The organism is Pantoea sp. BJ2 (assembly GCF_040255075.1).
Taxonomy (GTDB): domain Bacteria; phylum Pseudomonadota; class Gammaproteobacteria; order Enterobacterales; family Enterobacteriaceae; genus Pantoea; species Pantoea leporis.
Genome location: NZ_CP158292.1, coordinates 2,827,542 through 2,840,501 on the forward strand (window position 1 = coordinate 2,827,542; position 12,960 = coordinate 2,840,501).

Annotated in this window: 11 protein-coding genes; 8 read left to right on the forward strand and 3 right to left on the reverse strand. The window is 54.0% G+C overall.

Going from position 1 to position 12,960, the window contains the following annotated elements; all coding sequences use genetic code 11:
* The first annotated feature begins 66 nt into the window (after window positions 1-66).
* The 8 genes from AAF463_RS13085 to yejF all read left to right on the forward strand — a co-directional run bounded on the left by AAF463_RS13085 (window position 67) and on the right by yejF (window position 10,317).
* Window positions 67-1,041, forward strand: coding sequence for a GTP-binding protein (locus tag AAF463_RS13085; RefSeq protein WP_350260916.1), 975 nt, complete (start codon window positions 67-69; stop codon window positions 1,039-1,041).
* Window positions 1,042-1,085: 44 nt separating this feature from the next.
* Entirely contained in the window at window positions 1,086-1,793 is a 708-nt protein-coding gene (locus AAF463_RS13090) for a phosphatase PAP2 family protein (protein WP_101763698.1), read from the forward strand.
* 514 nt (window positions 1,794-2,307) lie between these two features.
* Entirely contained in the window at window positions 2,308-2,883 is a 576-nt protein-coding gene (gene mepS, locus AAF463_RS13095) for a bifunctional murein DD-endopeptidase/murein LD-carboxypeptidase (RefSeq protein WP_008105015.1), read from the forward strand.
* A 280-nt stretch (window positions 2,884-3,163) separates the two neighbouring features.
* Window positions 3,164-4,729: a cyclic di-GMP phosphodiesterase gene (locus AAF463_RS13100; RefSeq protein ID WP_350260917.1), complete on the forward strand. Its 1,566-nt coding sequence runs from the start codon at window positions 3,164-3,166 to the stop codon at window positions 4,727-4,729.
* Between the two features lie 65 nt (window positions 4,730-4,794).
* Window positions 4,795-6,603 (forward strand): extracellular solute-binding protein, encoded by a 1,809-nt coding sequence (locus tag AAF463_RS13105; RefSeq protein WP_101763696.1) that lies wholly within the window; start codon window positions 4,795-4,797, stop codon window positions 6,601-6,603.
* A gap of 10 nt (window positions 6,604-6,613) precedes the next feature.
* Window positions 6,614-7,705 carry a microcin C ABC transporter permease YejB gene (locus tag AAF463_RS13110; protein ID WP_101763695.1) on the forward strand — a complete coding sequence of 364 codons (1,092 nt, stop codon included), beginning with the start codon at window positions 6,614-6,616 and terminating at the stop codon, window positions 7,703-7,705.
* Window positions 7,705-8,727 (forward strand): microcin C ABC transporter permease, encoded by a 1,023-nt coding sequence (locus tag AAF463_RS13115; protein WP_101763694.1) that lies wholly within the window; start codon window positions 7,705-7,707, stop codon window positions 8,725-8,727. Before AAF463_RS13110 ends, AAF463_RS13115 begins: the two co-directional genes overlap by 1 nt.
* On the forward strand, window positions 8,728-10,317 hold the full coding sequence (gene yejF, locus AAF463_RS13120; protein WP_110866599.1) for a microcin C ABC transporter ATP-binding protein YejF: 1,590 nt from the start codon (window positions 8,728-8,730) through the stop codon (window positions 10,315-10,317).
* On the opposite strand, the gene AAF463_RS13125 is transcribed toward yejF, so the two are convergent.
* The 3 genes from AAF463_RS13125 to rsuA form a co-directional block, all read right to left on the reverse strand.
* Window positions 10,311-10,637 (reverse strand): hypothetical protein, encoded by a 327-nt coding sequence (locus tag AAF463_RS13125; protein WP_101763692.1) that lies wholly within the window; start codon window positions 10,635-10,637, stop codon window positions 10,311-10,313. The two genes, yejF and AAF463_RS13125, sit on opposite strands and share 7 nt — an antisense overlap.
* Before the next feature lie 337 nt (window positions 10,638-10,974).
* Window positions 10,975-12,168, reverse strand: coding sequence for a Bcr/CflA family multidrug efflux MFS transporter (locus tag AAF463_RS13130; protein WP_192233314.1), 1,194 nt, complete (start codon window positions 12,166-12,168; stop codon window positions 10,975-10,977).
* 12 nt (window positions 12,169-12,180) lie between these two features.
* A complete protein-coding gene (gene rsuA, locus AAF463_RS13135; protein WP_101763690.1) occupies window positions 12,181-12,903 on the reverse strand; it encodes a 16S rRNA pseudouridine(516) synthase RsuA in 723 nt (240 codons plus the stop codon).
* Window positions 12,904-12,960: the final 57 nt, after the last annotated feature.

Here is a 12,960-nt window from a genome sequence, read left to right on the forward strand (position 1 = left end):
AAGGCCGTGCGCGCCGGATGCCTCTCATCCGCGTGCGATTTATTCTCTTTTTTTGGGAGCCCTTTTGTGACGCGCGTAAACCTCATCACCGGATTTCTCGGCAGCGGAAAAACCACCACTCTGCTGCATCTGTTAGCCAATAAACCCGCGGATGAAAACTGGGCGATTCTGGTCAACGAATTTGGCGAAATTGGCATCGACGGCGCACTGCTCGCCGATCGCGGTGCGACGCTGAAAGAGATTCCCGGCGGCTGCATGTGCTGCGTTAACGGCTTGCCGCTGCAGGTTGGGCTGAACATGCTGCTGAAACAGGCTAAACCCGATCGTCTGATTATCGAACCCACCGGCCTTGGCCATCCCAAACAGCTGCTGAATATGCTGCGTGCTGCCGTCTATCAACCCTGGATTCAGGTGGATGCCACCTTAACGCTGCTCGATCCGCGCCAGCTTGCCGACGCACGCGTAGTGGAGAATGAGAATTTCCGCGATCAGCTGGTGGCGGCCGATATCATCGTGGCGAACAAAAGCGATCGCTGGAGCGATAATGATCGTCAGCGTTTGCAGGATTGGCAGCAGCAATTTTTGGGCGAGCGTCAGCTGGTGGAAGCAGCGTGGGGACACATCGATCCCGCGTTGTTGACTCAACCCGCCTTGGCGGATCGTGCGGTTCCCGATGCAGCACATCACTACCATAATTCACGTCCACAAGGCTTGGCCGCACTGAAACTGGATGGCCAGGCGCGCTGGCGTCGTGCGCTAAATGAAGGCCAGGGCTATGCTTCCTGTGGCTGGATTTTCGATGGTGAAACCGTGTTTGATACGATTAAAGCGCTAGAGTGGGCAAGGCATGCGCCGGTTGATCGCGTTAAAGGTGTGTTGCGCACTGCCGATGGTTTAGTGAATATCAATCGCCAGGGCGACGATTTGTTTATAGAAACCCGCCCTACCACACCGCCTGATAGCCGCATCGAATTGATTCATCATCAGCCTGCTGACTGGAACCTTTTGCAGACCGCTTTGTTGAAGATTCGTTTAAATTAGATGCGTTAGGTTGCCCCGTTGTTTTCACTTTGAGTCTATTTTCTATGCGCGCTTCTCGATTAGTCACCATCCTGCTGCTGAATGCACTGGGTGTGATGCTTTTCCTTTCATGGTACCTGCCGCCGGATCACGGGTTCTGGTTTGGTATCGATAAAGCCATCTTTTATGGCTTCAATGACCAGATGGTTGATCATCACGGTTTCGCACTGTTAGTGGCCATCACTAACTTCCGCGGTTTCGATGTAGTTTCGCTGCTGGCTATGGGTTTGCTCTATTTAAGCTACTGGCGTCGCGAGACACCGCAAGGTCGCCGCCGTTTGCTGGCCATTGGCATCACGATGCTGCTGAGCGCGGTAGTACTGAACCAGCTCGGTCATCTGCTGCCGGTACAGCACTCCAGCCCAACGCTGTTTTTTGAGAATGTGCATCGCGTAAGCGAACTGACCGGCATCCCGGCCAAAGATGCCTCGAAAGATAGCTTCCCTGGCGACCACGGCATGATGCTGATGATCTTCACCTGCTTTATGTGGCGCTATTTCGGCTTCCGCGCGTTTCTGGTGGGTTTGATGATTACCGTGGTGTTTGCTCTGCCACGTGTGATGGCGGGTGCGCACTGGTTTACTGATATCGCTGTGGGTTCATTGTCAGTCGTGCTGGTTGGCATGAGCTGGTGCCTGTTAACGCCCTTCAGCGACAAGCTGGTGAATTGGCTGAACCGTTCGTTGCCGGGCAAATATAAGCCGCGCACGTAATTGTTAAGCGCGAGTGATCATAGAACAAAAAGTCAGTCGCTCGCGCTTATTTAAAACCTGAATAAACTATTAGCAAACTAACATTATTCAGGTAAAAGAAAAGATTATGATGAAAAACGCGGAACAATAGCCTTAATCCTAAGTTGTCCAGCCCGAACCCTCTTAAAATCGGCCTTAGCGCCAGAATTACCCCCTTATTGCACCGCTGTTTGGCTATTAAATCGCTGCCAATTGTTGATAAACTCGCCATTGTGTTACAGATTGATTTCACATCGAAAAAACCTTTGAATATTTATATAAAAGCACTCGCCACGCGGTCTGTAATCGGTTAACCTCAAATCCGATTAGTAAGCAACAGCATAAAATGCGGTGCTGAAAGCGACAAAAATGTGTGCATTAACACATTTTAGTAATTAAGGATTTGTCTTAGACGGTCGTACTTATTAATCTCAACCCGTTTTGTCATCTGGCTGACGACATTCTGTCGTAAGGAAATCGAAGGAAAACACGTACAATGGTCAAGTCTCAACCAATTCTGAGATACCTCAGGCGGATCATTCCCGCGGTAGCACTCGCAACACTTTTATCAGCATGCAGCAGTACCCATAACGGTCAGAACGCGAATAACGAGAATCATGAAGTTAACAACCAGAATGGTTTTTTACTTCAAGCGTCTCAGGACGAATTTGAACAGATGGTGCAGAACGTGGACGTTAAGTCCCGCATCATGGAACAGTACAGTGACTGGAAAGGTGTACGTTATCGCTTAGGCGGCGACACCAAACGCGGCATTGATTGTTCTGCTTTTGTTCAGCGCACCTTTCGCGAGCAGTTCGGTTTAGATTTGCCACGCTCAACGTCTGAACAGCAAGACACCGGCAAAGAGATTTCACGCAATAAATTGCGCGCAGGTGACTTAGTGCTGTTCCGCGCCGGTTCTACCGGTCGCCACGTGGGCATCTATCTTGGCAACGATAACTTTGTTCACGCGTCCACCAGCAGTGGCGTAATGATTTCCAACCTGAATGACAGTTATTGGAAAAATCGTTACCGCGAAGCGCGTCGGGTTCTTGCTAAAAACCCTAGCTAACGTACTTCTTTGATGATCCTCTCAGCCAGAGAATCAGAAACGCTGCCCCGGCAGCGTTTTTTTTCGCCCGTAGTTTTTAACTCAAATCCAACCGATAAAAAGTAATTGAGAATCAAAAATATAACGAGACATTCTTCGCGCTCTCGTTATATTCTCGTTGACTTCCTGATACCCAGATATTGCGCTGCAGACACCGTTATCACCGTAGCTGCGGTCTGAAGTGGGTAGTGACCAAACGATAAACATAATAAAAAATGGCAAGACAAGGGGAATGCACTCCATGCCACTGTCAGGGACATTAAAACATCACCGCAGTTATTCACGCCGTATCGCCTGGCATAGTGCGATTATCGGCGCGGCATTCTTTCTGCTTTTTATCACCGTGCTATTAACACTCACCTGGCAAAAACGTGTACAACAACACGAACAGCTTCTGGCACACAGCCGCGACGATTTACAACAGGTGATAGCAAGCCTGGTCGATACACTTTATCCCTTACAGCAATACACCCAGTTAGCCTGCAACAACGTCAGTCGTGAGCTCACTTCTCGCGCCGCCTTTGCCGGTAATATCCGCGCCATCCTGCTGGTGCGTGATGGCAACGCTTACTGCTCTTCTGCCACCGGCGCTTTTCTGATGCCAGCAAACGATATTTCTCCTGAGTCTGAACTGGAACGCGATCACGATATGCGCTTGCTGGAAGGCACGCCATTGCTACCGAAGAAACCGGCGCTGGTGCTATGGGTGAAAAATCCAGGTTCAGCCGAGACCGGCCTTTTCGCCACCATGAACATCAGCCTGACGCCTTATCAGCTGCTGGCCTCTTATCATCCCGAAATCACTGGCATGGCGCTGGTGGTCGGCAACAAAGCGCTGTTGAGCGGCAGCAACAACGTGGTACGCGCGAGTGATTTACCGGCATCGCTACATGAAATAGCCTTTAATAACAGCGATCTACGCTTCGTGCTGTTTGGCACCACCTTAGCGCCACGCGATTACTCACTGACGTTGCTGACCGGCATACTCTTCTCACTGCTGATTTCCGCGCTAAGCGGGTTATTGCTGACGCGACATCAGCGGCCGGGCAAAGAGATCATGCAGGGCATTAAACGTGGCCAGTTTCATGTTGAATACCAGCCGCTGGTCACTGCGCACGATGGACAACCCTACGGCGTGGAAGCGCTGCTGCGCTGGACGCATCCCACTGAAGGCATGATTCCGCCGGATGCCTTTATCAGCTACGCCGAAGCGCAAAACCTGATTATTCCGCTCACTCAGCATCTGTTCACGCTGGTGGCGCGCGATGCCCAGTTTCTCTGTAAACAGCTGCCGCGCGGCACGCGCCTGAGCCTCAATCTCTCGCCGCTTCATCTCGCCTCAGAGAGCTTCCGGCGCGATGTCCAGGCATGGATTAACATCATGCCTACCGATCACTTCAACTATGTGTTTGAAATTACCGAACGCAGCATGGTCGGTGAAAAAAGCGCGGGAGAAATCTTCGCCTGGCTACATGAGAACAATTTTAAAATAGCGATTGATGATTTTGGCACTGGGCATAGCGCGCTGATATATCTGGAAAAATATCCGTTCGATTACCTGAAAATCGATCGCGGCTTTGTGCAAAGCATTGGTACAGAAACTGTCACCTCACCGGTGCTTGATGCAGTGCTGCTGCTGGCAAAAAAACTCAATCTCAAAACCGTGGCTGAAGGGGTCGAAACGGGCGATCAGGCGGCGTGGCTGGTGAATCGCGGCGTGACGCATTTGCAGGGCTATCTGTTTAGTCGTCCGTTACGCCCCGAAAACCTCGTCAGCTATTATCAACGCCAGCGCGCGCTGAGTTAACATCACGCGAACCCCATGAAACTGCTACCATAAAGTGCGGAACACCACAGGAGATCGCCCCACTTATGCTGCTGCGTCTTGTCACAGCGTTGTTCATTTGTAGCGCCACTGCGCCGCTGCATGCCGCCACCATCAATGAAAGCTATGCCTTCGCTAAGCTGGGCGAGCCGAAATATGCGGTGAATTTCACTCACTACGATTACGCCAATCCCGCCGCGCCCAAAGGCGGCAAGATCACGCTGGCGGTGGTGGGCACCTACGACAACTTCAATCGTTTCGCCTCGCGCGGCAATCCCGGCATCGGTACCGATACGCTGTATGACGGCTTGTTTACCACCTCCGATGATGAACCTGGCAGCTACTATCCGCTGATCGCGGAATCAGCGCGCTATCCCGACGACTATCGCTGGATGGAAGTGTCGATCAATCCTCATGCACAGTTTCAGGACGGAACACCGATTACCGCGCAGGATGTGGCTTTCACCTTCCAGAAATTCATGACGGAAGGTGTGCCGCAGTTCCGCGTGGCGTTTCGTGACGTGCAAGTGAAAGCGCTAAACCGTCTCACCGTGCGTATCGACATGCCGAAACCGGACAAAGATCGGATTCTCAGCTGGCTAACGCTGCCGGTCATCCCGGAAAAATTCTGGCAAAACAAAAAGTTTAACGAGCCGATTGGTTATCCGCCGCTGGCCAGCGGGCCTTATCGCGTCACCTCCTATAAATCGGGTCAGTTTATCCAGTACAGCCGGGTGAAAGATTACTGGGCCGCCAATCTGCCGGTGAATCGCGGGCGTTTTAACTTCGATACTTTGCGTTATGACTATTATCTTGATGACAACGTGGCGTTTGAGGCCTTTAAAGCCGGCGCTTACGATTTGCGCGAAGAGAGTTCAGCGAAGAAATGGGCGACACAATATCGCGGTCGCAACTTTGACAGTCACGCCATCGTCAAATCGACCATTCCCAACACCGTTTCCACCGACACGCAATGGCTGGCATTTAACAACGAAAAACCGCTGTTCGCCGATCGTCGCGTGCGTGAAGCCATCACGCTGGCGTTCGATTTCGAGTGGATGAACAAAGCCTTGTTCTATGGCGCTTATAAACGCACGCGCAGCTATTTCCAGAACACTGAATATGCAGCGCTTGGCTATCCCAAAGCCGAGCAGTTGATCCTGCTGGCGCCCTACAAAGCGCAGCTGCCGCCCGAAGTGTTCAACAATGAGTATGCCCCGCCACGTTCTGACGGCAGCGGTTTCGATCGCGGCAACCTGTTGCAAGCCATGAACTTGCTGAAAGCGGCGGGTTGGGAAATCAGAAATCAGCAATTGGTGAATGTGAAATCCGGCCAGCCGTTCCGTTTCGAATTACTGATGCGCAGCGGTACGCAAAACGACTGGGCGTTGCCGTTCCAGCACAGCTTGCAACGGCTTGGCATCCAGGTCTCGCTGCGCCAGATTGACAGCTCGCAATATCTCCGCCGTATGCGCGAAGGCGACTACGACATGATCCCATCGCTCTATTACGCCATGCCATGGCCCTCGACCAGCTTGCAAACGATTTGGCAATCTCAATTTATTGACTCTTCCTGGAACAGGCCGCGCGTGAAAGATCCCATCGTCGACCATTTTGTGCAGCAGATCGTTGAGCATCAAGGCGATGAGAAAGCGCTGCTGCCGCTCGGCCAGGCGCTGGATCGCATCCTGCTGTGGAATGCCTATATGATCCCGATGTGGTACAGCGCGGAAGATCGCATGGCGTATTGGGACAAGTTTTCCCATCCCGAGATTAAACCCGCGTTTGCTACCGGTCTGGAAAACTGGTGGTACGATGTGAACAAAGCCGGGCGATTGCCGGCCAATCGACGCTGAGGAGCACGGTTTGGCAGCCTATTTTCTTCGCAGGTTACTGCTGATCATCCCGACACTTTGGGCGATCATCACCCTGAACTTCTTTATTGTGCAGATTGCGCCGGGCGGCCCGGTGGATCAGGCGTTAGCCAACGTGCAGTTTGGTCACAGTACCGGCATTCCCGGCTCAGTCGGCGGCGACAGCGGCGCGCGCGGTGCGCTGATGCGTGACAATCCCGGCGACAGCCAATATCGCGGCGCACGCGGACTCGATCCGGAAGTGATCGCGGAAATTAAGCATCGCTATGGCTTCGATAAACCGCTGCTGCAGCGTTACGGTGAAATGCTGTGGAACTACATTCGTTTTGATTTCGGCGACAGCCTGTTCCGCAGCGCATCGGTGCTGCAGCTGATCAAAGAGAGTTTGCCGGTCTCCATCAGCCTGGGATTGTGGAGCACCTTGATCATTTACCTGGTATCAATTCCGCTGGGCATTAAAAAAGCGGTGCGTAACGGCAGCGCTTTCGATATCTGGAGCAGCACTTTTATCATCATTGGCTATTCGATCCCGGCATTCCTGTTCGGCATCATGCTGATTGTGCTGTTCGCCGGCGGCAGCTATTTCGACTGGTTCCCGCTGCGCGGCCTGACGTCACCGCAGTTTGATGCGCTGCCGTGGTACAGCAAAATCAGCGATTACCTGTGGCACATCACGCTGCCGGTGCTGGCTACGGTGATTGGCGGTTTCGCCACGCTGACTATGCTGACTAAAAACTCGTTCCTTGATGAGATCCGCAAACAATATGTGGTCACCGCGCGCGCCAAAGGGCTGGATGAGAAGCGCGTGCTGTACGGCCACGTGTTCCGCAACGCCATGCTGCTGGTGATCGCCGGTTTCCCCGCCACCTTTATCAGCATGTTTTTCACCAGCTCGGTGTTGATAGAGGTGATGTTCTCACTCAATGGTTTGGGCCTGCTCGGCTATGACGCCACTATTCAGCGCGACTATCCGGTAATGTTTGGCACGCTTTACATCTTCACCCTGATTGGCCTGCTGATGAACATTCTTAGCGATCTGACCTATACGCTGGTCGATCCGCGCATTGATTTTGAGGGACGCTGATGCGCTTATCTCCGGTTAACCAGCAGCGCTGGCAGCGTTTTCGCCATAACCGTCGCGGTTACTGGTCGCTGTGGATTTTCCTGATCATTTTTGTTCTGTCACTGGGCGCTGAGCTGCTGGCTAACGACAAACCGCTGCTGGTGCATTATCAGCAACGCTGGTATGTGCCGCTGCTGTTCAACTACAGCGAAAGTGATTACGGTGGTGATTTCTCTACGCCTGCCGATTATCAGGATCCCTGGCTGAAGCAGCGCATCGATCAACAAGGTTGGGCGATCTGGGCACCGATTCGCTTCAGCGACAGCACCATCAACTTCGCCACCGATGTGCCCTTCCCTTCGCCACCTTCGGCGCAAAACTGGCTCGGTACCGATGCTAACGGTGGTGATGTGCTGGCACGCTTGCTGTATGGCACGCGCATCTCATTGCTGTTCGGCATCATGCTGACGCTGTTCTCCAGCGTGATTGGCATCGTAGTCGGCGCGGTGCAAGGCTACTTCGGTGGCCGCATTGATCTGGTGGGTCAACGCCTGATTGAGGTGTGGTCCGGCATGCCGTCGCTGTTCCTGCTGATTCTGCTCTCCAGCGTGATTCAGCCCGGCTTCTGGTGGCTGCTGCTGGTAACAGTGGTGTTTGGCTGGATGAGCCTGGTAAGCGTGGTGCGCGCCGAATTCCTGCGTGCGCGCAACTACGATTATATCCGTGCGGCGCGTGCGCTCGGCGTCAGCGATAGCCGCATTATGCTGCGCCACATGCTGCCCAACGCTATGGTCGCCACGCTGACGTTTTTGCCGTTTATTCTGTGCGGCTCAATCACCACACTAACTTCGCTGGACTTCCTGGGTTTTGGTTTGCCGGTGGGATCGCCCTCGCTTGGCGAGCTGCTGTTACAGGGCAAAAACAATTTACAGGCGCCGTGGCTGGGACTGGCAGGCTTCTTTGCCCTCGCTCTGCTGCTGTCGTTACTGATCTTTATCGGCGAAGCGGTACGCGATGCCTTTGACCCGAGTCGAGGACGCTAAATGAGCCTGTTAACGGTGAATCATCTGGCGGTGGCCTTTCAGGATCGCCGCGTGGTAGAAGACATTTCGCTGCAGATTGACGCCGGCGAAACGCTGGCGCTGGTGGGCGAATCCGGTTCCGGTAAAAGCGTGACTGCGCTGTCGATCATGCGCTTATTGCCGCAGCCGCCGGTCAACTATCCGCAAGGCGAAATTCTGTTTAACGGCCAGGATATTTTACAAGCCAGCGAACGCACCCTGCGCGGGCTGCGTGGCAACCAGATGGCGATGATTTTTCAGGAGCCGATGGTGTCGCTCAATCCACTGCATAACGTGGAGAAGCAGCTGTATGAAGTGCTGTCGGTGCATCGCGGCATGCGGCGCGAAGCCGCGCGTGGCGAAATGCTGAGCTGCCTGGATCGCGTCGGCATTCGCCATGCGGCATCGCGCTTGCAGGATTTTCCGCACCAGCTTTCTGGTGGTGAGCGACAGCGCGTGATGATCGCCATGGCGCTGCTAACCCAGCCGAAGCTGCTGATCGCCGATGAACCGACCACCGCGCTGGATGTGACGGTTCAGGCGCAGATTCTGCAACTGCTGCGCGAACTGCAGCGTGAACTCAATATGGGCATGCTGTTCATCACCCATAACCTCAATATCGTGCGTCAGCTGGCGCACAGCGTCACGGTGATGCGCAATGGCCGCGCTGTGGAACACAATCGCTGCGATATGCTGTTCAGCCAGCCGCAGCAGCCCTATACGCGCGAACTGATCGCCGCCGAGCCGGATGGCGAACCGGTGCCGCTGCTGGATGCGCAACCGCTGTTACAGGTGAAGAATTTACAGGTTGGTTTCCCGATCCGGCGGGGATTGCTGCGTCGCACTGTGGCAGAGAAGATGGCGCTGAAGGATCTTAGCTTTACCCTGCGGCGTGGCGAAAGCCTCGGACTGGTGGGCGAATCGGGCTCGGGCAAGAGTACAACGGGCTTGGCGCTGCTGCGTTTAATTAGCGCGCGCGGTGAGATCTGGTTTGACGATCAGCCGCTGCATCAGCTGTCGCCAAAGCAATTATTGCCGCTGCGCCAGCGCATTCAGGTGGTGTTTCAGGATCCCAATTCTTCGCTCAATCCGCGCATGACGGTGCAACAGGTGATTGCGGAAGGTTTAGCGGTGCATCGCCCGGAACTGAGCAGTGCGGAGCAGGAAGCCAAAGTGATTGCGGTGATGCAGGAAGTGGGGCTCGATGCCGACAGCCGCTCGCGCTATCCGGCGGAGTTTTCAGGCGGTCAGCGCCAGCGCGTCGCCATCGCCCGCGCGTTGATCCTTGAGCCGCAGCTGATTGTGCTGGATGAACCCACCTCGTCGCTGGACCGCTCGGTGCAGAAGCAAATTCTCACCTTACTGCGCCGTTTGCAGCAGCAGCATCAGCTCGCCTATCTGTTTATCAGCCATGATTTGCAGGTGGTGCGCGCGCTCTGTCATCAGCTGATTGTGCTGCGTCAGGGTGAAGTGGTGGAGCAAGGTGATTGCGAAACGCTGTTTAACGCACCAGCAGCCGATTACACGCGGCAGCTACTGGCGTCTGCGCAGGGAAAAGATCTAAGTCAGTGACCATCAAAGGTTTCGGCGATAGCGACACCCTGATTTTTCAGGCAGCAGTTGGTCGCGCTTTCGTCATCACGTTGAATCAGCAGGCAAGGCTGCCCTTCACACTCGGCGATTTTGCACTCGACCTGAATCTGCGCCAGCGTCTCCTTCAGCTGGTGCAGAATTTCCAGCGCCGGATGACCATCATGACTCAGCAGGCGCAGCACCACTAAATCTTCGGCATGCACGCCATTCGCTGCTTCCTGACGCACAATTTCACCCGCATGTTCCAGCGACCAGCGATAATGTTGTGGCAAGCGATGCACAACGGAAAGTTGCAGCATAGTTATACGGCCCCCAGAGACGTTAACTTTATTCACGACGACGGCAAAACGTGGTGAATCCCAACCTGATTAGCTCTGAATACCAATTCAGTCTGCCTTCTCGTATTAAGCACAAAGCGTGTAGCCAATTTATAATTTGCGAGGCTTCTCACATTTATGCCTATGTTTACCGTGTTCGGCTGCGGTTAACAATCATTTTAGACGCATTATCGTTACTTTTTTATCTCTAAATTTTCACATAATGGAAACATTAAGCATAACGAATGAATGGGGATTAGCGAGTGAGGGAGAAGAATTAAGAGAGGCCAGGTCGCCATTTATGACGACCCTGGGGATGTCACGCTGGCTGTTGAGGCCGCGAAGCATAGGTGAACAGCACAATCGAAATTGTGGCGCACAGCGCAATGGTGGCAACCATCGGCCACGCGCTGTTAATGCTGACTAATGAGAGCAGCGCGCCGACTAAAGCACCGACACCAAAACGCAGCGTTCCCGCCAGCGAGGAAGCGGTGCCCGCCATATGCGGAAACTCATCCAGAATCACCGCCATCGCATTCGACGACACCGTCGAGACGCAGCCAATAAACATCGCCACGCCAAACACCAGCGACAAGAAGCCTAAATCCAGCGCGCTGGAAATCAGCAGCCAAACGCCCATCGCGAACTGAATCAACAATCCCATGCGGAACATTTTCACCGGACCAAAACGGCGCACGGCGCGGCTGTTGATCAACGTCATCACGAACAGGAACACCACGTTCAGGCCAAAGTAATAGCCAAAGTTCTGCGGGGAAACGTGGTTTACTTCGATGTAGACAAACGGACCGGCGTTGAGGAAGGTGAATAATCCGGCAAAGGAGAAACCGCTCGCCAGCATGTAACTGAAGGCGCGCTTGTGGCGCACCAGCGCCACAAAGTTGCCCAGCGTGGTCCGCAGATGAAAGCGCTGGCGCTGTTCGGGCTTGAGCGTTTCACGAATTTGCGTCACGACCAGCATGGTGGTGAACAGCGCGGCACCTGCCAGCGTCCAGAAAATGGCGTGCCAGTTCCACAGCAACAGCAGCCAGCCACCGATAATCGGTGCCAGCAGCGGCGCGATGGTGGTCACCAGCATCACGAATGACATCATGCGCGAGAAGTCCTCTTTCGAGTAGGTGTCGCGCATTAAGGCGTTGATCACCACGCTGGCAGCGGCGGCCGATAAGCCGTGCAGGAAGCGCATAAAGATCAGCTGATCGATGGTTTGTGACAGCGCGCAAGCCGCGGCGGCGCAGGCAAAAATTAGCGTTCCCAGCACAATCACCGGTTTACGTCCGTAGCTGTCTGCCAGTGGACCGTAAACTAACTGGCCAATGGCGAAACCGAGGATGTAAAGGTTGAGCGTCATCTGCACGCTGCCCGCCGAAACCGCAAACTCATGGGCGATTTGCGGCATGGCCGGCAGATACATATCGATAGAGAGCGGCATCAGCATTGCCAGCAATCCGAGGATGACCACTAAACCGACCGGTGAATTCTTTTCCTTGCGCACCGCGTTCTCCCGCTATTTACGTTGTTTGAGTTCTTCTGGCAGGCCGATGCTGTCGACCTCTTGCTGGGTCAGTTCACGATATTCACCTTCGCCGAGATCTTCATCCAGCTCAATGTCACCAATACGTTCGCGATGCAGCGCTGAGACATGGTTACCCATCGCCGCAAACATGCGTTTGACCTGATGGTAACGCCCTTCGCTGATGGTCAAACGGGCGGCTTTCTCATCGAGAATCTCTAGCACGGCCGGCTTGGTGAGCTCTTTTTCATTGTGCAGCTGTACACCCGCAGCGAACTTCTCAACCAGGACAGGATCGATTGGCTCCTCCACTTCCACCAGATAGGTTTTTTCCAGGTGATGCTTCGGTGAGGTAATGCGGTGTGACCATTGGCCATCGTCGGTCAGCAGCACCAAACCGGTGGTGTCGATATCCAGACGGCCCGCCGCATGCAGCTTGAACGCTGCGGGTTCTTCGATAAAGAACAGCACGGTGGGATGATCGGGATCGTCGGTTGAGCAGACGTAACCCTGCGGCTTGTTCAGCATGAAATAGCGCGGTCCTTGCTGCACCACCAGCGGATTGCCGTCGTATTCGACTTCATCGTCTGGCTGTACTTTGTATGCCGCATCGCGCACAACTTCGCCGTTAATGGTGACTTTTTTGGCGCGGATTTCGCGTCCGGCGATAGCACGGCTAACTTCCAGTTGCTGAGATATGAATTTTTCGAGTCGCATGAATTCGCTTTGCCTGTTACTGCGGGGGAAACTGAAACGGTGTTTTTGTCCGTTAAG

What these genes read in the sequence shown, in the direction of transcription:
- AAF463_RS13090 (WP_101763698.1), top strand. Translation starts at nt 1,086, where the DNA reads ATGCGCGCTTCTCGATTAGTCACCATCCTGCTGCTGAATGCACTGGGT.
- mepS (WP_008105015.1), top strand. Translation starts at nt 2,308, where the DNA reads ATGGTCAAGTCTCAACCAATTCTGAGATACCTCAGGCGGATCATTCCC.
- AAF463_RS13100 (WP_350260917.1), top strand. Translation starts at nt 3,164, where the DNA reads ATGCCACTGTCAGGGACATTAAAACATCACCGCAGTTATTCACGCCGT.
- AAF463_RS13105 (WP_101763696.1), top strand. Translation starts at nt 4,795, where the DNA reads ATGCTGCTGCGTCTTGTCACAGCGTTGTTCATTTGTAGCGCCACTGCG.
- AAF463_RS13115 (WP_101763694.1), top strand. Translation starts at nt 7,705, where the DNA reads ATGCGCTTATCTCCGGTTAACCAGCAGCGCTGGCAGCGTTTTCGCCAT.
- yejF (WP_110866599.1), top strand. Translation starts at nt 8,728, where the DNA reads ATGAGCCTGTTAACGGTGAATCATCTGGCGGTGGCCTTTCAGGATCGC.
- AAF463_RS13125 (WP_101763692.1), bottom strand. Translation starts at nt 10,637, where the DNA reads ATGCTGCAACTTTCCGTTGTGCATCGCTTGCCACAACATTATCGCTGG.
- rsuA (WP_101763690.1), bottom strand. Translation starts at nt 12,903, where the DNA reads ATGCGACTCGAAAAATTCATATCTCAGCAACTGGAAGTTAGCCGTGCT.